Source organism: Methanosarcina sp. WH1, from assembly GCF_000970005.1.
Classification (GTDB): domain Archaea; phylum Halobacteriota; class Methanosarcinia; order Methanosarcinales; family Methanosarcinaceae; genus Methanosarcina.
In genome coordinates this window covers 226,351-247,603 of the sequence record NZ_CP009504.1, presented here as the reverse complement: position 1 = coordinate 247,603, position 21,253 = coordinate 226,351, and the positions used below count along the sequence as shown (strand labels likewise).

Genomic DNA, 21,253 nt, shown 5'->3' with positions numbered 1-21,253 from the left:
CTCAGCGTTATTCTGTGCATCCGCCGCACAGCAGCTCATTATTATGTTGAATGAACATTTCACCGCATTTGTTACAGCACTGTATCCGCTTTTTCTTTCGAACCGGAACTTCAAGCTCCACAGGTTTCCAGGAATACACCTTTTCTCCTGCAGCCAGAAGAATAGGCACGACCTCTTCGTGGGGAAGCTTTTCAGTGTTCAGGTACCAGGCGTGAAGTTTGGGATAATCCTTTGTCTTCTCAGGGTCAAGGATGATCCGGATACCTTTTATGCCGTGAACCCCTTCAGGCGCCTGTTTGTTTACCGTGACCGCCATTTTCCCCAGGTTATTGATCTTCAACCCGTTGTTTCCGATGGTAGCTCCGGCAAGGATCTGGAAAGGATCGGGCATGCAGCTTTTCGTTTCGCAGGTCACGTATATGCGTTCCCCGTCCCGGACATCGAGCTCCCTTTTTGCAATATTGAGCATCTGGATGCCAATTAATGCCCCTGAGGTCAGGAAGCCGTGAAAGGGGACGACCTTTTCAATCTGTGAAAGCAGTTCTGGGTCCTTTACCTGCTTCAGAATTGCCTCCATCTGGTATTTCTCTTGATCTGAGTTTTTATGCAATGTATGCACCACCACAGGTTCCACCGTTATGTTTAAAAAAACATAACGGGAAAAATATTAAGGTCCAGACATAGTAAATGTCAGACAGCCAGGTTAATTGGAGTAATTACATTAGGTAAATTCCAACATAACACAGAAGGATGCACTGTACTTATAATTGACTTTTGACAGAACCTTCTTGTTTTAGTATGATTCAGATGGACGAAACTCCAATTTGAGGGATAGAACTCCCCTAATTGGCCAGAGCGCCGGAAAGAACCACCAGCCGAAACCCTGCAACTTCCAGATATGTAAAGCGTAACATACCTATAAAAACGGAAGACAAGACTATTGCGCTCAAAATATATAAACCGCTATTTTATAAAATTATCGATCAAAAAGGGATTTTCTTTCAAAAAATAGGACAACGGCGAAAATTCCTATTTGAAAAAGACCGATTGTCCATGAGAAACAGGAAGATATTATTATTCCGGGGCAACCTGACTGAAAAAAAAGATTCGATTTTGATCAGGCCCACAGTAAGACCTGCATAAATATCATCACTCTTTTTGTAACCATTATAATAATTGTCGGCTGCAGAACAGGAAAGTTAAGCTTGATCTTTGCGGAGATGGGGCACAAAGTAACAGGAATTGACATTTCCAGAAAAATGCTAAAAACCGTGGAAGCAAAGGCTAAAGCCCGTAGAGATGACGTAACTTTTGGGGAGGGAGATGCAGAAAACCCTCCTTTTGAGCCGGATACTTTTGAGCCGGATACTTTTGAGCCGGATACATTCGACGTTTTTATCAACCGCAGCCTGCTCTGGACCCTTCCATACCCCGATACCGCGGTAACGAACTGGAAAAAAGTGCTGAATTTGTGGGCGGGGATTTCATCTTCCGCCTCGCCCAATGTATTGATATGGACCGGATAGAATTTACCAAAATGATTGATCAATCGGCGAGCTTGACAACGGCTTTTCTTTCAGCAATGACATTCCTGCCTTCGCTGTCAATAACCATCAGGGTAATTTCAGAACCCGCTTTGAAACCGTAATTATCCTTTGTTTTCTCGACCCCGCCTACACTGACCTTAACACTGGAATAAATAGACCCGATAGCACTATCTCTTCCGCAAAGAATCAATTTTTCACCCACATCCCAGAACCCGTCTTCTATCACTGCACTATTTCGAATTATATAGTCCGGATTTTTTCCTTTTTGGCTCAGATCCAGATAAAGAACCCCTACATCTCCTTCAATTCTTTTTCCACTTCCATTCGAAATATTTCCCTGGAAAGAATTTCCATATCCGGAAATCCTTACCGAGATAGAGTTTAATGGAAGGGAATCTCCTCCCTCATGCATAAGGACAATCTGATTTTCCTTAAACGTGACCCATTTGCTTACTGATCCAGCACCGTAAATTCCCCCTTCACAGGATTCAAGAGTAATTCTTGCCATAGGTTGCTGAAAGTTTGCCCTGCATCCAGAGAGATTAATGCTGCTGGCAACCGCACCCACAAGCACAAAAACAATAAGCAAAAGGAGAAGAGAGCCGACAACAGGAGAGAGACCTTCGAGTGAAGATTTAAAGAAATACAAATTTTTATGCCGGAGACTTCCCCACGCCTTCATCGAGACTATAATACGCAGAGAATGAATAAATAATTTTGTATCAGACAAAATATAGTCTTGTCGTCAAAAAAATACAAGAAAAAAAGAAGGAGGATATTGCCTCGGTTATTTATTTTTTCCGACGGTCTTTCTCCTCATATTCCTTTTCGAGTTCGAGAATCTCCCGAACGCTTTCCAATTCTTTTTTGCTTCTGGAATAACGCGAAAGCACCGTAACAACCCCGAAGAGCAAGGCTACAATTGCAGCGAAGAAATACATGGGTGCGGATTCAGCATAGTATTTAACCTGAATAACCTCTTCCCGTTCTTCCATCCTAGAAGAGATCCACAGAAGAGTCTGCCTTCCTTCCTCATCGACGCTTGTGTAATGTGGGGAAGGCCTTGCAATCCCGAATACTCTATTCCCTGTTACAAAACCCTTCGGAAGAACCACACGGATGAACTCGGAGTCAGGTTTCATAAAGGCAAAACTCTGAGTTCCGGGTGTATCAAGGGTGTATGCAATAAAACCTGTAACGGGTTCTTCAAATTCAAGGTTTATTACCTTTATGTTCCGGGTAATTTCCTGCGTAAGAGTATAATTGATATCCGAAAAGTTGCTGCTGTTTGAAAGCCTCAGAAAAGTTCTTGAACTTGCCACAGTTTCGTTTGCAGGTTCCACCAGAAGTACGAAATTTTTAATAGGGTCTTCATTGGATCCACCGCCAAGGGAATCAGGCGGGAAAATTTCAAGCTTACTGCTATTTATGACGATGTTGACGACCTGTACCTCTGTATTATCTCCCAGAATGTAATATGTGGTGGTATTTGCTGGAATTTCATTATCCCACTCATCCAGGAAAACCTCAAATACATAATTCGAGACATTGCCGGGCTCATCCAGAAAGATCTCCTTCTTTTGATCAATACAGCCCGACATGAAGACCACCAGCAGGGCAAGGAGCATAAATACACTTTTTGTTCTCATTTTCACGGAAGAATTCTCCCTTGGGCTTGAAGCGATCTCTTCTCAACCTGCAGCAATTTACCTCTTATTTAGAGCGAAGCTTGCAGTATCTGCAACAGGTCAGCCTTTATCCTATGCTCTCTCTTCTTAATAAACAAAACGGATAACCTGTCAGAAAGAGAACACAAAATAGCTACGGTTTAGCTAACAGAAAAGTAAAAACTTATTGCGTAACAATAAAAATATCAACCAAAGCTCAAGCTCATGTTTTTGATTCTCCTGAAGAATTCAGAGACCTTTCTACCATAGGCCAGTCAATTTTTTTGATATATTTTGCCTGAAGTTTGGAAACGTAAAGAACATTGCTGCCAACAAGGATTTTCATGTCAGAGGCTTTGGGAGAGGATTCCCCAAGCGGAAGAAGCACAGGGCCGTCTGAAGAAGTGGAAAGCCGGAAGTCCTGCCCGCTCTTCCTGATGTAAGCTCTAACTTTTTCATCAATTGAAAACACCGGAATCATGGAAATACACCATACAGAAATTATCAGGGAAAGATATTGTCAGAGGAAGATAAATAGTTACAGGTTATGGGTCCGGATAAAAGCCAGAACCTTTACATTGATAAAAAAAGACTTCGGGACTTTAGAAGCTGCCGGGCAGTTTTAAATTTGATGAAAGCAATTTAGAACGAAGATAGCATGATGATGAAAGATAGAGGAAAACTTGTAATCTGGCCTGCATACATTGACCAAGCTAGATCCAGAAGTAGTGGAAGAATAATCTCTCGAAAAAATTCCATAAAAGATCCGCATCTGAATGAGATTAAAGAAGCTGCCAAACAGCTGGGCTTGAACCCTGAAGTAGAGCCTGAGAAAGCCTATCCAAAATCCTGGTGGGAAGTCAGCGGAAGGGTGCTCGTGGATGATAAAGGTCCAAAATCCGTAATTGCAAAGCAGATCTCTTTGTCAATTAAAAAAATGAGAAGCAAAGAAGCACCTGCAAGAACATGAATTATAAGTTACAGGTTCTTAACCGTAGTAAACATATATCAGACGCCGATATATAAGATAGAGATTATATATAGGATAAATATAATAATCTCATAGAGACAATAATCTCATAGAGACTCTTACGAGAGACGATGACTGAGAAACTGTATCGAGAACTAAAAAGAATGTTTATATCATTTGAAAACAAAACCTGCAGATATGTCTGAAAATAACAAAAAAATACTACCTGTCATAAATGATGGATCAGGTAGTTCCAAAAACATTGCCCAGAGTCCATACAAAGAAATAACTCTTGGATGCGGGTGTGGAGCTGCTTCCTGTTCAAATTGTCCCGGAGCCCTTGGAATAAAGGCAGGATCAGAAAGGAATGTAGTTTACAAAAACGTTTTTACATACCTCATGGCTGCGGTAGTGATCCTCGTTGCTACCTACGTGGTAAAAGAAGTTCTAACCTCGCTGCTTATTTGATATAGATTCAGAATACAGCATGCAATTAGTCTTTACTTTAACTTTTTATAAGGATATCTCATTTCTTTTCCGCAGTGTTCGCAGGATACGACAATAAACCCTCCTTTCAATCTGTAACGGGCATTATGTCCAGGCATAAGAAATGTATAACAGTGTTTACAGATCCTGCTTTTAATTTCCCTTGGAATGCTCATCCTGTTCCTCATAGAGATATTTCGTATGAGCTGCACATAACGCCTGCTGCGCTCAGGGTTTTCTAGAAACTCAACTTTCGCAAGCTCAAAAAGCCGCCACATACGTTGAGTTGCTATATTCCGAATAAGGTTTTTCTGGTGTTTTCTGGCTACTTTAGGCATTGTAGACCGATCCTTTTCTGACCAGGGAATCCTGTTTCAGCCTTTCTCTTAAAAAGCAAAATCAGGAGTCAAGAATGATCACATTAATATCTGGATTCTTGCTGTGTACAAGAGTTTTAAACCTTTCGGGATCTCCGTTGACTCCTTCTGAACCGTAGTGCATGGGAATGACAAAACCTGGAGAGATAACTGCTGCTGCACTTGCGGCTTCCTCTTCATCCATCGTATACGTGCCCCCGATGGGCAGAAGAGCTATATCGGCACTGAAAGTCTCCATCTCCGAAAAGAAATCACAGTCTCCTGCATGGTAGATCCTCAATCCTTCGAGTTCTATGATATACCCCACACCAAGCCCTCTGGGATGGTATGGTTTATCAAGGTTATAGGCTGGAACTACCTCAATCCGAACCCCTTTAATCTCAAGCCCGTCAGCCAGAATATCGCCTTCCTCAACCCTCCGGGCATCACCCCGGAACTCAAGGGAACAGCCCTCGGGGATCAACGTGGTTGTGTCAGACCTCCGGACTTTCCGAATATCCTCAGGGCTGCAGTGGTCAAAGTGCTCATGAGTTATCAACAGGATATCTGCTTTATCATCAAAAGCCGGCTCCTCACTGAGTTCATAGGGATCAATATAGATCTTTTTGCCGTCCCCTTCAAGTAAAAAACCAGAGTTGCCTAACCACTGAATAGTAACATCCTCAATCTTTACACTGTTCATTTCATACACCTTCGGGCTCCGTAACTGAGCCTGCGAGAAAAACTTATAGAAAGATTGTCCCGGGATTATATTAATAGTATCCGACAGCGTTGACTCTATTATATAGAGAAAAAAGATCCCTTAAAATTCCGGGCAACCGTATGATTTTAAAGGGTTCAAGAACAAGCTTTCTGGAGTTTAAGAATAACTTTAAAATTTGGACATGGAGACCGGTTATCAGTCCTTTTTGACGAAACCTGGCTCCAGTACCTTATTATAGATCATCTTCTGAAGATAACAGACAACAGGCATTCTGATGACTACTGCTTCTCTTTTATTTCCTGCACTGTGGACACCAATCGATTCTTTCCCGTCAGCAATAATGAAGAGTTCTTCTTTGTACTCAGCACCGTCAATTACAATATCATTGATAAAATCTTTAAACTCTTGAGTAACTTCTCTAAACTCAAAAGGCAGCGATTTGAATTTATCAATCTCATCCACAATAAAAATTAACCTGCACGTTTTTTGCAGTTTTTGTAGTGCCGCTTCAAACTCCTGCAGATATTCAGGATTGGATGAGAAAATAATGAGTTCTTCCTTTGCCTCGCTCAGGATTTCAAGGATTCTGTTTTTTATACCCCACTCACTCTGGATACACCAGACAGGAGAGGTTTTAGGAAGTTCATAACTTAATTCATTGAGCTGGTCAAGCGTCTCGATTGCACAGTTAATGAATTCGTCTTTTATCTTGCCTATTACCTGCTTGGGGTCAACTGCACGAAAATAGGTTGGAGAGCCCTGGCGAACTTCCAGATAACCCTTCTTTGCCAGCACTTTAAGGACTTCGTATATCTTGGCTCTTGGCACATTAGTGAGTTCATGGACTTCTCTGGCTGTAGCCTCCCTCAAACTGACAACCCCAACATAGACCTTTGCCTCGTTTTCAGTTAGCCCTAGCCGTTCCAGATTGTTAATTAGCTGAGGATTAAGTTGTGAAAACATTTGTTACCCCTAAAGTAACAATAGATTTAAATCTTTTCTATCTATAATACGTCACCAAATCTACAATGCTTAAAAAAAATCATACAGTATAAAAAGGATATGAATGTAATAATAACAAGCCTCGAATGGGGAACCTCCAGCCCAAAGGAAAAAACGACAGGTTGAATATGTAAATCAAGGTCCCTAAATCGAATTTCATATTAACAAAACTAGGAGAGGAATTGACTATTAAAAAATATTTTGAAAAACTGGGGTTTTTAATTCAGAATAACCGTTTTTCCGTACTCATGATAGCTTTCCTGTTCATAATCATAGCGACACAGGGTGCACAGCTAATTGAGATGAAATCAGGAACAGAGACCTTTGTAGGAAAAGATTCCCCTCTCTACCAGAACTACGATCACCTTTATCAGAATATTTTTCAGACACAGTCTATTGTTGTAATGGTAGAGGGCAACGAGGTGAAGAATGCTGACCTGATGGAGGCTGTGGACAGGTTAGAACATCAGCTTGCGGCAACGAATGGAGTGATTGAGACTACAAGCCCTGCCTCTCTTATCAAAGCTGTCAACTACAGGACAACAGGGAGGTATGAACTTCCCGAAAACGATGAAGAAATAGAAGCTATTATAGACGGAAATCCTGCTATTTTCAACCAGATTATCCCTGACAATACCCATATGCTGATTTCCGTAGTTATGGCCGGTTCAACCAATGACAAAACTCAGCAAGATATCCTTACTGCTACTGAAGATGCAGTCCCGTTTGCAGAATTTCCACCTTCTTACAATATTATCGTTACAGGCGACCCGGCATTCCAAAACTCCATGAACTATGAAATGAATTCCAGTATGGGTATACTTTTAGGGCTTTCAGCTATTTTCATGGTTATTGTACTGCTAATCGTGTTCAGACATGTCCGCTGGTGTCTTCTTCCTCTGCCAGTAGTTCTTCTCGGTATTATTTATACCTTCGGAGCTATGGGTTATGTCGGAATTCCCATGTCCATGGTTTCAATGTCTGCGTTCCCGATCCTGATAGGCGTAGGAATCGACTATGCTATCCAGTTCCAAAACAGACTTGAAGAAGAACTGCAGGAAAAAGGGAACAAAACAAAAGCAGTTATAGAAACCGTAAAGCACACTGGTCCTGCAGTCCTCATCGCTCTAACAATGACAGCCCTTGGCTTTTTCTCCCTTTTCACATCTTCTGTGCCAATGATCCAGGACTTTGGGAAACTGCTCCTGATAGGCATTGCCATGTGTTACCTCTCCTCCATATTCGTAGGTGTTACAACAATTTCAATATTTGATAGTTATTCAGATAAAAACCCCTTGAGAAAGGTAACAAATAAGATAAAGCCTGCAGATTCGAGAAAGAAGAAAAAACCCGATGGAGAGAGAGAAAGCAACCACCTAATAGGAAACATCCTCCAGAAAACCACGGACCTGACTATCAAATACGATATTATCGTACTGGGAGTCGCAGCCTTACTCTGCGTTAGCGGTATATACCTCGATCAGTCCGTCCCTATCCAGACTGACGTTCAAGAATTTGTACCCCAGGATATGCCTTCTCTTGTGGATCTCAAACACATGGGGGATATAATGGGAGGGAGCGACGAATTAAATCTTATAATAAAAGTTGAGAACACCGCCAACCCTGATGTCCTGAAATGGATTGACCAGTTTTCCGAACATGAAGTGGCAACCAGTAGCCACATTTACAGCGCCTCGAGTATCGTATCTCTCGTAAAGGAAAGAAATGGTGGAGTGATTCCTGACACCACACAGGAGATAGAGGATATTTATTCAGAAATCCCTGATGCGCAGAAGGACCGCTACATGTACGGAAAAAACATGCTTCTTCTGAACTTCAATATAGGAAATGCAGTTTCAGACATCAAGGTAATAGGTATTAAAGAACTTACAAACATCGTTAAGCAGGATATGCAGTGGATGCCAGCTCCTCCGGGTGTCACGGCCACGATTACCGGAAATTCGGTCGTCTTTATAGAGGTTATTACTGCTCTTACCAGTGGAAGGGTAGCAATGACTTTCCTCGGTCTTGTCCTCGTGCTCGCAGGGCTTTATATTGTTTATAGAGACTGGATGAAAGCCCTTGTCCCTGTAATTCCAATGGTAATAGTTATCGGTTGGTCAGGAGGAATCATGAGCTCCCTTAACCTCAGCTATACTCCTCTAACAGCAACTCTAGGAGCTTTGATTTTAGGAGTGGGGTCCGAATATGCTGTCCTCATGATGGAACGTTACTTTGAGGAAAAAGATAAAGGACAAAGTCCTATGGAAGCAATCCATATGGCCAGTTCCAAAATAGGAAGCGCAATCGTTGCTTCAGGAGCTACTACCGTATTTGGATTTATGGCCCTGCTAGCTTCTCCTTTTCCCATGATATCCGACTTCGGTATGGTTACAGTTATCGATGTCATGCTGGCTCTCCTGGCAACCTTTGTGGTCTTCCCACCACTGATAGTATTCCTTGATGCCTGGAGGGATAGGAGAAAAGGAATCAGGGAAACAGAAAAAGAAACAGAGATAAAAAAACAAATTCAGGGGGCCGAGATATGATACCAGTGCCCAAAAAATTAAGGCAGAAAATGATTAAGAAAGTTACTACATTTGCGTTAATTCTATTAATTGTATCAGTAACTGCACTTCCAGCCCTCGGGGACGATGAAACGAACTTCATTGTTCTGGATCAGGGCTCTACTGTAGATTACTACAAGAGCTACGGAGAGCCAATTATAAAAGCATCAGTGACAGGGGATCCCGAGTTAACAAGAGGAGAAACAGTAGACCTGAAGGTGAAAATCGCAAACACCGGAGTAATAGACGGTTTTAAGAGGCTCAATGCAAACCAGAGACTAATAAACGACTCCACTGAGGAAACAGTTGCATTGGCAGAGATGGAGGAAGAGGAAGAAGCTACAACAGCAAAAGATATCGAGGCCACCCTCCAATCGAACACAAAATACATTGAGGTCGAGTCCAAATCTAATCCTCAGAGTGTAGAAGAACTTGAAACGGGGCACACATCAACCCTCAGTTACACCATCAAAATAAACAGCTACACACCTGCCGGGGATTATGAGCTCCTCTTGCCTGTAACTTACCAGTACCAGGCAAATGTTAAAACTGTAACTGCGGATGCAATAAATCTCGGGGTTACGGGTGTAGAATTTGCAAGAGTGTATGAAACAAAGAAAGAAACTCTCAGAATACCCATTTCCGTAAAAAGCGGACCTAAATTCGAAGTAATCAATGTCTCCGGAATCCTTGTACAGGGAGAAAGCAAACTCATCAATGTCACCTATAAAAACACAAGAGAAGAAATAGCAGAAGACGCTTTAGCCCGGATAATCGTCATGAGTCCCCTGAGCACTGAGAAATCCATAGTAAGGCTTGGGGACATAGGTCCCGGTGAAGAGAAAACTGCAAGTTTTGAAATATCGGCAGACAAGGAAGCCCTTGTAAAGAACTACGGAATTAACAGTGAAATAAAATACGTTGATGAAGACGGAAAGACATCGTTTTCTGAAAACATGAAAGTGAACATACCTCTTGAAGCTACAGAGAAAAAATTCAGCACAACAGGAATAGCAATTATACTGATTATCGTTATCGCCCTTTACCAGATCATAAATGTACACCGGAAAAGAAACAGGAATGAAGAAAATGCACCAAACGATGAAAAAGCATCAGGTGATGAAAATGAATAAAAATGGATTATTTGCTACGGCCATAACTCTTCTGATCCTCTGCTCTGTAGTCCTGCCAGCGCAGGCTGCTTTACCCAAAAATTTTGATATTAGTGAGAATTATTATAATGTTTATGGAAGCCCTGACATCAATGCAACACTCATTGGAGACAATGAGTATTCCAGAGGAGATACTGTTACCCTCAGTATTGAAATGATGAATAAGGGAGAAATCACAGGCTTTGAGGCTGATAAAGACGTGAAATTTGGAGAGTCTGTGGATCTGGTTCTCCAGCAGACAGAAATGCAGTATGAGGCACAGGTTACAACAGCAATAGGCATTCTTGCAACTCTTAAATCCGATGATCCAAACATTAAAGTCAAATCGGGAGCCCAGCAAGCAGGCACTCTCAAACAGGGGAAACAGAGCTCCAGCCCCACAAAGTTCACCATAGAAATCAATAAAAACGCTTCTGCAGGTACATATCCCCTTAACCTTGAACTTGCATACAAGTATCAGAACAATGTTCAGCTGGGAGGAGATGAGTATGATACTACTACAGGCATTGTGACAAACAAGGATGTAGGTATCTGGTATGAAAACAAGACTCAAACCCAGACAATATATGTAGAAGTCAAAAAAGAACCTTACTTTGAAGCCGCAAATGTAACAGGTGACCTTTACCCTGGCGAAAGTGGGATGATTTACGTCACATACAAAAACACAGGAGAAGAACCTGCAAAAGACGCGACTGTAAGAGTCAGTGCAGCTGATCCTTTCAGTACTACTGACGACCAGGCTTACCTTGGGACTTTGAATCCGGGGGAAGAAGCTGTTGCCGTTTTTGATATGGATGTAGACGAAACTGCAACTCCAAAGCCATACTCCCTGAGCAGTGAGATTCTCTATGAAGATTCGGACGGGCACGACCGGGTCTCAGATACCGTAAAGATCAACACAGAAGTCCTGCCTGCTAAACAGACGCTTCCGGGATATGAGCTGGGAGCAGGTATTGTAATGGTGCTAGGCGCCTGTTTAGTTATGTTAAGAAGAAAGAAACAGGTTTAAAGTGAAGGCGAAGTGAAAGGGTCAAAAGAAAATTGATATAAAACTCAATCGAGAATCGAGATAAAACTCAATCGAGAATCGAGATAAAACTCAATCGAGAATCGAGATAAAACTCAATCAAGAATCGAGATAAAACTCAATCAGTTGCCATCCGGTTTGAGAGTTAACTCAAGCCGGATGAAACAATTGATTTTCAGAGACTACTTTTCAACCGGAGCGATTATTCCTCAGAATCTACGGACTCAGTTTTGGTCTGTCCTTTTTCACAGACAACTTTTGCAACCATTACCTCAGTGGATTTTATGACCGCATAAATCCGGTCTCCGGGATTTATATCCAGCTTTTCCACTGCCTCTTCCGTAACTACAGAGGTAAGGACTGAAGGTTCCAGTTCAATAGTGATCTTGGAGACAAGCCCGCTTTTTTCGACTTCAAGTACCCTTCCAGGAAGCTTATTTCGAGCTGAAAGTTTGAAACTTACGTTTTCCCATGAAGTTTCGTCTTCTATGGCTTCATTAATCATTTTTTTGTTTGAATCATATTCAACAAGCAGTTTTCTACCCAGATCAGTCAGGAAGGTGCCCTGATCTTTTCCCCCGCGCACAGTAACTACCGCAGGTTCGCCGAGGGCATCATTCATTTTTTTAAGCATCATCCAGGCATGCTTGTACGAGATACCAAGTTTCTGGCAGGCTTTCCGAAGGGATCGTTCTTTGTCAATTGTTTTCAACAATTCGGCTCTGCCAGCCCCCATTACCGTTCTTCCATCTTCAGTAAACCAGAGCTTTGTTTTCGCTTTCACAGACTTTCACCCTTTTATGGAGCACATGGACCGAACTTGCCTTAAACTGGAAACTTGCTTTCACAGACTTTCACCCTTTTAACGGAGCACTTGGACCGAACTTGCCTTGAACTGGACATAAACCGGAACACCCGGAGAGATATCCAGCTCTTCTGCTGACTGCCGTGTTATGAGAGCGTTCAGAGAAACACCACAATCAACCTTCACCCTCACAAGAGCTCCAAGTATCCAGACTTCCGCAATCCTGCCCTGCAGAGAGTTTCTGATGCTGGATTGCGTAGAAGTTTTACTTAAAGCTATGTTTTCAGGCCTCAGAAAAGCATATACCTGCTCTCCTGCCTCCATGTTCCCTGAGGCGTCGATCACTGCTCCTCCGGTTTTGATCCTGAGAAGCCCGCGATCAGCAGAGAGAACCCTACCTTTCAGCACATTCTCAAATCCTACAAACCTGGCAACCTGGCTATCCACCGGTTTTTCAAAAATCTCTTCAGGAGTGCCAACCTGTACAAGCTTTCCATCCATTACGACTGCAATTCTGTCAGCCATTAAGCGGGCTTCGGTCTGATCATGAGTAATATGCAGCACAGTCAGATTAGTTTTTTTATGGAGGTCCAAAAGCAATTCCCGGGCATTTTCCTGCGTACGGGGATCAAGTGCACTCAGAGGCTCGTCAAGAAGGAGAATTTTAGGGTCCGTGACAAGAGCTCTTGCAAGGGCTACTCTCTGCTGTTCCCCTCCTGAAAGTGTCAGAGGGTTTCTGTCAAGAAGATGAGCAATTTTCAGGTCTCGAGCAGCATCCAGAACCCTTTTCGGGTCTTTTATTTTTTTCATCTTCAGCCCGAACGCGATATTCTGTTTCACGTTCATGTGAGGAAAAAGCGAATAATTCTGGTAAACAAAAGCAAGGTTGTGCTTTTCCGGAGGCAGGTGGGTTACTTCTTTTCCATTAACCAGAACCCTTCCGGAATCAGGGACATGAAAACCCGCGATCAGTTCGAGAAGCAGAGTTTTTCCGGACCCTGTAGGCCCAAGTATCACAAAATATTCCCCGGCTTCTATTTTAAGGCTAAGCTCATCCAGGGCAAAATTTTTCCATTTCCGGGAGAGGGATTCAATCTCTATCATATATACTCCAACCTGCGGAAAGGACTCTTATTACAAGGAATATCGAAAGTGTGACCAGTATAAGCAGTACGGCTATGGGTCTGGACGCCGAAAGCCCGTAAGAGAGATAACGGTCATAGATAAGCGTGGGCCCTATCATAGGGTAGTAGGCGATAATCACAACTGCCCCAAACTCACTTATAGCCCTTGCCCAGGTCATGACGGCGCCTATTAAGAGATGCCTTGCTGAAAGCGGGAGGGTTACAAAGAAAAATGCTTTCCAGAGAGGAGCTCCCAGAGAACGGGCGGCATTTTCAAGTTTAGGATCCACGCTTTTGAAGCCTTCCCTTGCAGAATTTGCCAGATAAGGCATGGACACGAAAAGCATTGCAACCACAATTCCCGGAAGAGCATCGCGAAACTGGACATAGGCTTCAAGGGGCCCACCAATAAGCCCCCGTGACCCGAAAACCGTAAGAAGAGCAATTCCTGCAACCGTATGCGGGACTACAACAGGCACATCAATTATGCTCTCAACCATCCTTTTTCCGGGAAAATCAAACCTTGCAAGAATATAACCTGTAGGGGCTCCAAGGAGGAGAGCAAGAAGGGTTGCAAGAAAACCGGCATATAAAGAGAGAAAAATCGCGCCCATTACTGAACGGTTTCCCGCAGCTTTTACCAGACCTGAAAAATCCCCCAACAATTGCCCGAAGATCATGTTTGAAAGAGTCAGGAAAATAAAAAGAAAAAGAACAAGCAGTATAAGGGAAAAGACGAAAGTCATAGGCTCAATTTTACGGATTTTTCGGGTTGTGGCTTTCATTCTTATACTCTTTTACTGTCGTTTTTGTTTTTAAGTAATTCCCTGGGTCCTTGCGTTCTGAGATCCACCCTATCAGATGTGTTTGAAACAGCTTTTCGGACCAGGGAGAGTTCATCATTATTCCACAAGAACCTGCAATTCTTCAGGCATTTTATCTTTTCCTTCGGAAATAGCAGGGACAATCGGAGGCTGACCGTTCTCAATGAAAATCTGCTGACCAGGCTCATCGAGGAGTAGTTTTACAAACTCGGTAGCAAGTTCAGGATTTTTAGCATTTAGAGGGATAGTTATACCGTACACGATAGGAGACCCTGTAACTACTTCTCCGTTTGCCATTTCGACCTGGACCTTTGAGTAATTGTCAGCATATTCGATGGATCCCAGATCAATTTCAGACGGGAGTTCCACGAACTTAAAACCATGCTGGACAGCAACGCTCCGATAAATATAGAAATAGTCGATTTCGCCCATTTCAAGGGCAGAGGAAAGTTCAACTTCCATACTCCTGAGCATTATCTTGCTGGTATCAGGGGAAAGGACTTCGGATGCTGGGACATGTACCAGGACGGTCCCGTTCTCCTCTGTTGTAGCGGTCATGCCGGTCTTATCCAGGATCAGGTCGTCGTAGATCGTGCTGTCATTATAATAGAACTCTGCGAGCTGGGTCACCATCTGGGTCCTGTAACCGCATGGATCGTCGTTAGGGTTAGAAAATCCGTAAGTTACCCCGGGGCGCCTGAGGATCTCATACCAGTTATCTGCATTGATCTCGTCGCTGTACATGCTTTCATTGGTGTAAGCGATTACGAGCTGGTTTCTTGCAAAAGCCGCATACCAGTCCGCATATTCCGGCATCATCATGGAAGGAATAAGGACATAGTCTGCAGATGCCAGAACATCAGCCTGTTTTCCAAGTTCGGTGATCTTTCTTACACTCTGCGCACTCCCTGCAGCTTCCCGCTGAACATCGACTCCTGGGTGCTGGGCTTCGAACTCGGCTTCAAGTTCCTCAAAGGGCACACTCAGGCTCCCTGCATGAAAAACCGTAAGGACTGACCCTTCACCTGCAGATGTATTATCAGAATTGACTTCCATAGTTTCTGCATTTCCATCCTCTACCTGGTTGTCAACACAGCCAAGACCAGCAAATATAGCAGCCAGGATTGAAAGAACAGCGATTACCTTTAAAACTCCAATTTTACCTCTCATGTTAGGTGGTCTTGAACATAACAGATATAAACCTTTTGAGAAAAAATGCCATATTTGTCCTCAAAAAGGAGTCGAGATAAGTAAGAAAAGGGGATCTGAAGCTTAAAAAAGCGTTTTCCATGCGAAAAATCAGTCCATATAAAAGAAATAAAGAAATCAAGAATCTTGAACAAAAAAACGAGACGTTAAAGTCAACTACCCCTGAGATAAAGATTCAGGGGTTTCCTGCTGAAGGTTTATGAATAAATGAAAACCAAGTCAACTTGCATTAATTAGCAAAAAAGAGCCCATAAAACATCTGAGGAATAAATAAATAGTAGAATTGAAGTAAATTTTACTTATTCATTGATTAATAATATGTAAATATATAATATGTGAATTAATAATATGAGAATATATAATATGTGAATTAATAATATGAGAATATATATATAACAAATGTTCCTGAATAGGAGTAAGACGTAGGAAAATTTCTATAAAACAGATATACTCCCATAAATTGTTATCTTTTTAAAGGTGTCCTTATGGATGGTTATAACATCTTCTTAGTATTGCTCTCAGTCTACATAGCCGGACTTGTGGCTATTGGCTGGTATTTTAATAAAAAACAAAAATCTGTTACTGACTTCTGGCTTGCAGGACGAAGGATAGGACCCGCTGCCCTTGGATTTTCAGCTGCAGCCTCATGGCTGACAGCCGGAGGAATTCTTGCAGTTATCGGGCTTTACATGATGCTGGGAATAGGTTCTATATGGTCTTTTGTTGCCCCGAACATCCTCGCCCTCCTTATCATTGCGGTACTTGTTGGGAAGATAAAGAACCTGCCTGCAATCACACAACCCGAACTTCTGGAACAGCGCTATGGCAGCGCAGTCCGATGGCCTATTGCCCTGATTATTACCGTAGTGATGATCCTTTTTGCGGTAGCGGATGTTACGGGGCTCTCCCTGGTGCTTCAGGTCTTTTACGGCCTTGACCCTCTTTATGCTGCGGCTATTGTTGCAATTGCAGTCTCCCTTTACGTAACCCTGGGAGGGCTTTCGGCAGTAGTCTGGACAGATGTAATCCAGTTTACTTTCCTTGCAATCTTCACAATAGCAATGGCTTTTGTCGCAGTAGGAACAGTAGTTGATGGCGGCCTCAATATTCCTGCAATGAGCAGTTCAGAGCTTTTCGGAAACGTACAGAATACCTGGTGGAACCCCCTCTCAATTGGTATTCCCATGGTTCTTATCTTTGTGTTTGCAATCGTACCTGGCTGGATTACGGAACAGGACCCCTGGCAAAAGGTCTGGGCTGCAAGGGATGCAAAATCAGCCCGGCTTGGGATGATCATAGGATCTCTTATGATCACTGTAGTTTTCGCGGCATGTGCTGTAATTGCAATAGCTCTTAACGCCATTTACCCTGAAATAGCAGAAATGGGCTTTCCTGCAGGAATGGCTCTGGCAGAACCTGCACTTCTTGCCTTTGTCAGTGAACGTTTCACCTCTATCCCTCTGATAATAGCTCTCAGCGCAATCGGGCTTGCAGCAGCTTCCATGTCATGTGCAGACACTTTTGCAACCTCCGGAGCTTCCTGTATCTCAAGGGATATTTACCAGAGATACATAAAGCCTGATGCTACAATGAAGGAAATGCTGGTTGTAAACAGGATCAGTGTGCTCATTATTGTACTTACTGCGACAGCCGGCTCATTTGTTATCCCCAATATTATCGATGCAATTCATATTGCAACCTTTATTGCAAGTGCTTCTTACTTCTTCCCTCTCATGGGAGGTCTGTACTGGAAAAGAGCTACGAAAGAAGGAGCTTTTGCAGGGATGCTGATAGGCTTTACAGTTCAGGTAACCCTTGTAGCTCTGGACCTTATAAAGACCCCCCCCATGGCATCTTCCTATCTTGAAACAATCCACCCAGCTCTGATGAGCCATGGTGTTATTGTGGGAATGGGCCTGAGTGCCATTGCCTTCTTCGGGGTCTCCCTTATGACAAAGCCCTCAAGCAGGGTTAATCTCGCACCATTTTTCGAAGAGGAAGCAGAAGAGCTTGCTCGCTACGAGGCACGTGATATCAGTGAGGCAGACCCCTCATACAATGCTTTCCTCAAAAACATTGATGAGAAAGTTGCAGGGGAACGCACCCACCTTCAGCTTAACCTCCGGGCTTCAGGGACTCTCAGCTGGCACGAACTTGTAGAAAGGCTGAAAACCAGTTCTCCGGCATGGGTTACTCCAACCGGGCTTGATTCCATATACAGGCTGACCCACGGGGATATGCTTGCCTGCGTCGCTGTTACAAGGGGAAGCGAAGAAAGGGATATCTGGCTCAAAGCCGAACCAAAACTTGAAACCGTTGAAAGGCAGAGAAAAGAGCTTTTCACAGCTTATGAAGAGCTGAAAAAAGTGCTTGGCCAGAAAGGGGTTAATCTGGACTTTTACTAAAAAAGGATTAATTAAGAAAAGTAGAAGCCTTGAGAAGGCTGAGGTTCTTAACCGAACCAGCCCATTAATTTTTTTAGAGAGAGCAATTATGAGGTTTAATATTAATATTAAATATTAATATTAATAAAGAGCTTTCTCAATGATTTTTTTTCCAAACTGAACATCTTCCAGGGAAAATACTTCAAGATTGTAGACACCCCTGTATTCGGAAAGCAGTTTAAGGACCGAAAAATCGACACATCCCTTTCCTGGCGCCATATGCTCGTCCCCATCATATTTTTCTGTCCACTGCCCACTGTTATCATGCAGATGAAGATGAATAATATGTTTTTGCAGGGTCCGGATAAACATCTTGAGTTTTTCAGAGTCACCCCCACAGGTGAGATTCGCATGCCCGATATCAAAGGTAGCTTTAAGATAATCTGAGTCCACAATTTCAATGGTCCGGGAAAGTTCTTCTGCTTCGCAGCAAAAGTTCGAGGGGTCTGTACCTTCCTTATTTTCAAGCCCCAGCATAACTCCATAGTCTTCAGCCAAAGAGGCAAGAAATCGAAGATTATTGACCATCGAAGCAAAGGATTTTTCTCTATCGGGTCCAACCCTCCCAGGGTGCAGCACCACTACATGAGCTCCTATCCTGTTTGCAATTGCCATGGACTCTTCAAGGAGAGTAAACTCTCTGTCCCCCATTTTTGCAGTATCCACCTGCAGAGCTGCAGGGTACTTAGGATCTGCTGCAGAATAGGGGGCGTGAACAGTACCTGCGAAATAGTATGCTGACATTTCGTCAAGGATACGTTCAAGCTCTTTCTTTTCAAGTGCCGAACCATTGTAAATTCCCAGTTTAGGGACATATAATTCTATAGACCTTACATTTTCCTTTAGTTCCTTAAGGGAACCAGCAAAGGATGAAGCTCCGAAGATCACGCATTAAGCAAGGAGACAAAATATAAAATTCTTTTGCGGGGCCTGTAACAACCAGTATATTGCAGACTGTTAAAATTAATGGAGATGTTTGAGCACCGAATGAAAAAAAGATGATATTTGTATTTAACCCGAGGCAAAAGGCTTTAAATCTCTATAAAAACGGGAAAATAGCCAACATATTTATATATAATAAATTGTTACCCGCCCTTCTTTTCAAAAGAATTAATTAATAGTTTCTGAATAAATATACAGATTTGTCCATAAGAATATATTTCCACTGAAGAGAAGAACAATAAAAAATAATTCAAATTTTTTGAAGCAGAAAAATGTCCTTTTTGTCCTCTGAAGAAATGAAGGAAATTGGAGAGCTGCACATTAGATAAAATTTGACAATATAAAAACCACATCAGGATAACTTATTATTATAAAAATAATTATTATATTAGTAAAATTAAATAAAAAAATTCATTAGTAAGAATCGGAATCTTTATATGATACTGAATAAAGTAGAATTTATTTTTTTTTATATATATAGGATTTTGTTTATTTTAACCGGTGCACTGCATCTTATAAAATTGATTGTATATTATATAATATTATAATAATATTTTAAAAGCACCCTTATTTCGAAAGGTTTATGAATGATCCCTCTAATCCAAAATTTAACGCTCGTCATCATCATTTTTATTTGCAATGATGTGGCAGACGATTTTAAAAAAATGTATAACGTTTTTGAATCCAGCTTATTAACATGTTAATAACTATAAAGGAGGAAAATAAATGGAACCACTCATAGGCATGGGAGTGCTGGCACTTATTGGCGTAGCTGCAACCATTGCAGGTGCCTCAGAAGACCTCGAATCCGATGTCGGATCCCAGAGTAATCCAAACTCACAGGTCCAGTTAGCTCCCCAAATGATGTTTCCGCACAGAATATATAACAAAGCGGTATCGGGGGAACCACCCTCAAACGCGTTGATGTGCTCGGTAGGTGCAGCCGTAGCTACAGTATTTATAAGTGAATTTACTTTATCTCCGCTCTTTGCACTGGTAATCGGTTCCCTTGTTGCAGCATGCGTCCACGGCACCTTTGCTGTCACATCCACAATGGGTCGAGCAGCCAGTCAGAGGCGTTTCAAGCAACCAGTTTATCTGGATATGATAAGAAGCCACACCCCGGTAATCATGGGATACTCATTCATAACGACTTTCTGTATCCTTATTGTATCTTATCTGATGACCGTTGTGCTCGGACACCCCTTCCCACTAACTATGCTTGCCTTTATCTGGGGTATTACAGTAGGTGCGATTGGTTCATCTACAGGTGATGTTCACTACGGTGCAGAGCGTGAATTCCAGCAGTTCGAGTTCGGTTCCGGGCTCAACGCTTCAAACTCGGGAAACATTGTCAGATATGGAGAATCCGGGGTCAGAAACGGGTATGATAACTCCTGGTTCTGTGCCAAGTTCGGAGGTCCTGTTACAGGCATTGCTTTTGGTATGACTGTGTTCCTTGGAAGCTGGGTTACCACCGTTTTTGATCCTGCAGTAAGCATTACCAGAGGCTGGTTCTCTGTTATCACAGGTGTCATAATTGTTCTTATCTTAATTATCTGGAACTGGAAGATTGAAGTCAAAGCCCGTAATGCTTTTGGACCTTACAAGGAAGACAAAACTGAGGAGGCTTCAGCATGATTGACGCTCTCATGGCTAACATCCTATGGATGGTATTCATTGTAGTTGGTGGCGTCCTGATTTCCTGGAGTGTCCACTTCGTGCCTGTGGGCGGCGCACCTGCAGCTATGGCTCAAGCAACTGGTATCGGTACAGGTACCGTGCAGCTGGCAGCAGGGGCAGGACTGACAGGACTTGTCAGTGCAGGGTTCATGATGAACGTGACAAAGGATCTACCCCTAATTCTTGCCTCAGGTGCGGTAGGGGCGATGATCATGATCTCTGTAACCATGATTGTCGGAACCTGGGTCTACGTCTATGGTGTAGGCTGTGTGCCTTCCTCAGCAAAAGTAAAAGTCGACCCTATTACAAAATACAGACAGGACCTGTATGTATCCCAGGGTACTGAGGGACACGGACTTCCAACAGTTTCTTACGTCAGCGGTGTAATTGGCGGCTTACTTGGTGGAATCGGCGGAGCCCTCATATACTATTCTCTTATAGAAGTGGGCATTACTGCAGGTCTCGCTGCAAGCGCAAACTCTTCGGTTACAGGAAATGAACTTGTAGGAATTGCTGCAATGTTCGCAATAGGTATCTTCTTCGTGAACGCCGTGATTCCCTCCTATAACATTGGAGGTACAATCGAAGGGTTCCACGATCCTAAGTGGAAGAAGTGGCCAAAAGCGGTAATATCTTCCTTTGTAGCAACAATATTCTGTGCCGTTGTGGCAGTAATCGCAATTTCACAGCTCGGAGGTATCTAA

At 42.8% G+C, this 21,253-nt stretch carries 21 protein-coding genes; 9 read left to right on the top strand and 12 right to left on the bottom strand.

The annotated features are described in order from the left end of the window. Positions 1-7 precede the first annotated feature (7 nt). Positions 8-619: an FmdE family protein gene (locus MSWH1_RS01135; RefSeq protein WP_231585694.1), complete on the bottom strand. Its 612-nt coding sequence runs from the start codon at positions 617-619 to the stop codon at positions 8-10. A 520-nt stretch (positions 620-1,139) separates the two neighbouring features. Between MSWH1_RS01135 and MSWH1_RS01125 the strand changes: the two genes are divergently transcribed. Then, positions 1,140-1,526: a class I SAM-dependent methyltransferase gene (locus MSWH1_RS01125; RefSeq protein ID WP_369798572.1), complete on the top strand. Its 387-nt coding sequence runs from the start codon at positions 1,140-1,142 to the stop codon at positions 1,524-1,526. 19 nt (positions 1,527-1,545) lie between these two features. Here the strand turns inward: MSWH1_RS01125 and MSWH1_RS01120 are convergent, their stop codons facing one another. From MSWH1_RS01120 to MSWH1_RS01110, 3 genes are all read right to left on the bottom strand, one after another. Beyond that, positions 1,546-2,196, bottom strand: coding sequence for a type IV pilin (locus tag MSWH1_RS01120; protein ID WP_231591860.1), 651 nt, complete (start codon positions 2,194-2,196; stop codon positions 1,546-1,548). A 142-nt stretch (positions 2,197-2,338) separates the two neighbouring features. After that, a complete protein-coding gene (locus MSWH1_RS01115; protein WP_231585693.1) occupies positions 2,339-3,196 on the bottom strand; it encodes a DUF5803 family protein in 858 nt (285 codons plus the stop codon). Positions 3,197-3,437: 241 nt separating this feature from the next. Continuing rightward, the gene (locus tag MSWH1_RS01110) at positions 3,438-3,695 is read right to left on the bottom strand and encodes a hypothetical protein (RefSeq protein WP_048125337.1); all 258 of its coding nucleotides are present in this window, start codon (positions 3,693-3,695) and stop codon (positions 3,438-3,440) included. A gap of 183 nt (positions 3,696-3,878) precedes the next feature. On the opposite strand from MSWH1_RS01110, the gene MSWH1_RS01105 reads away from it, so the two are divergent. Next, positions 3,879-4,184 carry a signal recognition particle protein Srp19 gene (locus MSWH1_RS01105; RefSeq protein WP_048130147.1) on the top strand — a complete coding sequence of 102 codons (306 nt, stop codon included), beginning with the start codon at positions 3,879-3,881 and terminating at the stop codon, positions 4,182-4,184. Positions 4,185-4,361: 177 nt separating this feature from the next. Then, positions 4,362-4,652: a hypothetical protein gene (locus MSWH1_RS01100; protein ID WP_048125335.1), complete on the top strand. Its 291-nt coding sequence runs from the start codon at positions 4,362-4,364 to the stop codon at positions 4,650-4,652. A gap of 32 nt (positions 4,653-4,684) precedes the next feature. Here the strand turns inward: MSWH1_RS01100 and MSWH1_RS01095 are convergent, their stop codons facing one another. The 3 genes from MSWH1_RS01095 to MSWH1_RS01085 all read right to left on the bottom strand — a co-directional run bounded on the left by MSWH1_RS01095 (position 4,685) and on the right by MSWH1_RS01085 (position 6,713). Continuing rightward, on the bottom strand, positions 4,685-5,008 hold the full coding sequence (locus MSWH1_RS01095) for a ribonuclease P protein component 4 (RefSeq protein WP_048125332.1): 324 nt from the start codon (positions 5,006-5,008) through the stop codon (positions 4,685-4,687). 61 nt (positions 5,009-5,069) lie between these two features. Continuing rightward, entirely contained in the window at positions 5,070-5,729 is a 660-nt protein-coding gene (locus MSWH1_RS01090) for an MBL fold metallo-hydrolase (protein ID WP_048130146.1), read from the bottom strand. 216 nt (positions 5,730-5,945) lie between these two features. Continuing rightward, positions 5,946-6,713 carry a TrmB family transcriptional regulator gene (locus tag MSWH1_RS01085; protein WP_048125330.1) on the bottom strand — a complete coding sequence of 256 codons (768 nt, stop codon included), beginning with the start codon at positions 6,711-6,713 and terminating at the stop codon, positions 5,946-5,948. 227 nt (positions 6,714-6,940) lie between these two features. Here MSWH1_RS01085 and MSWH1_RS01080 point away from each other — a divergent pair, with 227 nt between their 5' ends. The 3 genes from MSWH1_RS01080 to MSWH1_RS01070 are packed head-to-tail and all read left to right on the top strand — an operon-like array spanning position 6,941 to position 11,500. Next, on the top strand, positions 6,941-9,301 hold the full coding sequence (locus MSWH1_RS01080; protein ID WP_048130145.1) for an RND family transporter: 2,361 nt from the start codon (positions 6,941-6,943) through the stop codon (positions 9,299-9,301). Next, positions 9,298-10,452 carry a COG1361 S-layer family protein gene (locus tag MSWH1_RS01075; protein ID WP_048125329.1) on the top strand — a complete coding sequence of 385 codons (1,155 nt, stop codon included), beginning with the start codon at positions 9,298-9,300 and terminating at the stop codon, positions 10,450-10,452. Before MSWH1_RS01080 ends, MSWH1_RS01075 begins: the two co-directional genes overlap by 4 nt. Continuing rightward, on the top strand, positions 10,445-11,500 hold the full coding sequence (locus MSWH1_RS01070; RefSeq protein WP_048130144.1) for a COG1361 S-layer family protein: 1,056 nt from the start codon (positions 10,445-10,447) through the stop codon (positions 11,498-11,500). Before MSWH1_RS01075 ends, MSWH1_RS01070 begins: the two co-directional genes overlap by 8 nt. A 220-nt stretch (positions 11,501-11,720) precedes the next feature. Here MSWH1_RS01070 and MSWH1_RS01065 read toward each other — a convergent pair whose 3' ends face one another. The 4 genes from MSWH1_RS01065 to wtpA all read right to left on the bottom strand — a co-directional run bounded on the left by MSWH1_RS01065 (position 11,721) and on the right by wtpA (position 15,441). Then, on the bottom strand, positions 11,721-12,302 hold the full coding sequence (locus MSWH1_RS01065; RefSeq protein WP_048125327.1) for a TOBE domain-containing protein: 582 nt from the start codon (positions 12,300-12,302) through the stop codon (positions 11,721-11,723). A gap of 78 nt (positions 12,303-12,380) precedes the next feature. Further along, entirely contained in the window at positions 12,381-13,427 is a 1,047-nt protein-coding gene (locus MSWH1_RS01060; RefSeq protein ID WP_048125324.1) for an ATP-binding cassette domain-containing protein, read from the bottom strand. Beyond that, positions 13,414-14,232: an ABC transporter permease gene (locus tag MSWH1_RS01055; RefSeq protein WP_082087990.1), complete on the bottom strand. Its 819-nt coding sequence runs from the start codon at positions 14,230-14,232 to the stop codon at positions 13,414-13,416. Before MSWH1_RS01055 ends, MSWH1_RS01060 begins: the two co-directional genes overlap by 14 nt. Before the next feature lie 117 nt (positions 14,233-14,349). Continuing rightward, entirely contained in the window at positions 14,350-15,441 is a 1,092-nt protein-coding gene (gene wtpA, locus MSWH1_RS01050; protein WP_048125322.1) for a tungstate ABC transporter substrate-binding protein WtpA, read from the bottom strand. Between the two features lie 524 nt (positions 15,442-15,965). Here wtpA and MSWH1_RS01045 point away from each other — a divergent pair. Then, positions 15,966-17,885, top strand: coding sequence for a sodium:solute symporter (locus MSWH1_RS01045; RefSeq protein ID WP_048125320.1), 1,920 nt, complete (start codon positions 15,966-15,968; stop codon positions 17,883-17,885). Positions 17,886-18,005: 120 nt separating this feature from the next. Here MSWH1_RS01045 and MSWH1_RS01040 read toward each other — a convergent pair whose 3' ends face one another. Continuing rightward, entirely contained in the window at positions 18,006-18,812 is an 807-nt protein-coding gene (locus MSWH1_RS01040; protein ID WP_048125318.1) for a sugar phosphate isomerase/epimerase, read from the bottom strand. Positions 18,813-19,592: 780 nt separating this feature from the next. On the opposite strand from MSWH1_RS01040, the gene mtrE reads away from it, so the two are divergent. Further along, the gene (mtrE, locus tag MSWH1_RS01035) at positions 19,593-20,507 is read left to right on the top strand and encodes a tetrahydromethanopterin S-methyltransferase subunit E (RefSeq protein ID WP_048125316.1); all 915 of its coding nucleotides are present in this window, start codon (positions 19,593-19,595) and stop codon (positions 20,505-20,507) included. Continuing rightward, positions 20,504-21,253, top strand: coding sequence for a tetrahydromethanopterin S-methyltransferase subunit D (gene mtrD, locus MSWH1_RS01030; protein WP_048125314.1), 750 nt, complete (start codon positions 20,504-20,506; stop codon positions 21,251-21,253). Before mtrE ends, mtrD begins: the two co-directional genes overlap by 4 nt.

Coding starts and splice junctions, on each gene's coding strand:
- MSWH1_RS01060 (WP_048125324.1), bottom strand. CDS start 13,427: ATGATAGAGATTGAATCCCTCTCCCGGAAATGGAAAAATTTTGCCCTG.
- MSWH1_RS01055 (WP_082087990.1), bottom strand. CDS start 14,232: ATGAAAGCCACAACCCGAAAAATCCGTAAAATTGAGCCTATGACTTTC.
- MSWH1_RS01045 (WP_048125320.1), top strand. CDS start 15,966: ATGGATGGTTATAACATCTTCTTAGTATTGCTCTCAGTCTACATAGCC.
- MSWH1_RS01115 (WP_231585693.1), bottom strand. CDS start 3,196: ATGAGAACAAAAAGTGTATTTATGCTCCTTGCCCTGCTGGTGGTCTTC.
- MSWH1_RS01095 (WP_048125332.1), bottom strand. CDS start 5,008: ATGCCTAAAGTAGCCAGAAAACACCAGAAAAACCTTATTCGGAATATA.
- MSWH1_RS01075 (WP_048125329.1), top strand. CDS start 9,298: ATGATACCAGTGCCCAAAAAATTAAGGCAGAAAATGATTAAGAAAGTT.
- MSWH1_RS01070 (WP_048130144.1), top strand. CDS start 10,445: ATGAATAAAAATGGATTATTTGCTACGGCCATAACTCTTCTGATCCTC.
- mtrD (WP_048125314.1), top strand. CDS start 20,504: ATGATTGACGCTCTCATGGCTAACATCCTATGGATGGTATTCATTGTA.
- MSWH1_RS01085 (WP_048125330.1), bottom strand. CDS start 6,713: ATGTTTTCACAACTTAATCCTCAGCTAATTAACAATCTGGAACGGCTA.
- wtpA (WP_048125322.1), bottom strand. CDS start 15,441: ATGAGAGGTAAAATTGGAGTTTTAAAGGTAATCGCTGTTCTTTCAATC.
- MSWH1_RS01110 (WP_048125337.1), bottom strand. CDS start 3,695: ATGATTCCGGTGTTTTCAATTGATGAAAAAGTTAGAGCTTACATCAGG.
- mtrE (WP_048125316.1), top strand. CDS start 19,593: ATGGAACCACTCATAGGCATGGGAGTGCTGGCACTTATTGGCGTAGCT.
- MSWH1_RS01105 (WP_048130147.1), top strand. CDS start 3,879: ATGAAAGATAGAGGAAAACTTGTAATCTGGCCTGCATACATTGACCAA.
- MSWH1_RS01090 (WP_048130146.1), bottom strand. CDS start 5,729: ATGAACAGTGTAAAGATTGAGGATGTTACTATTCAGTGGTTAGGCAAC.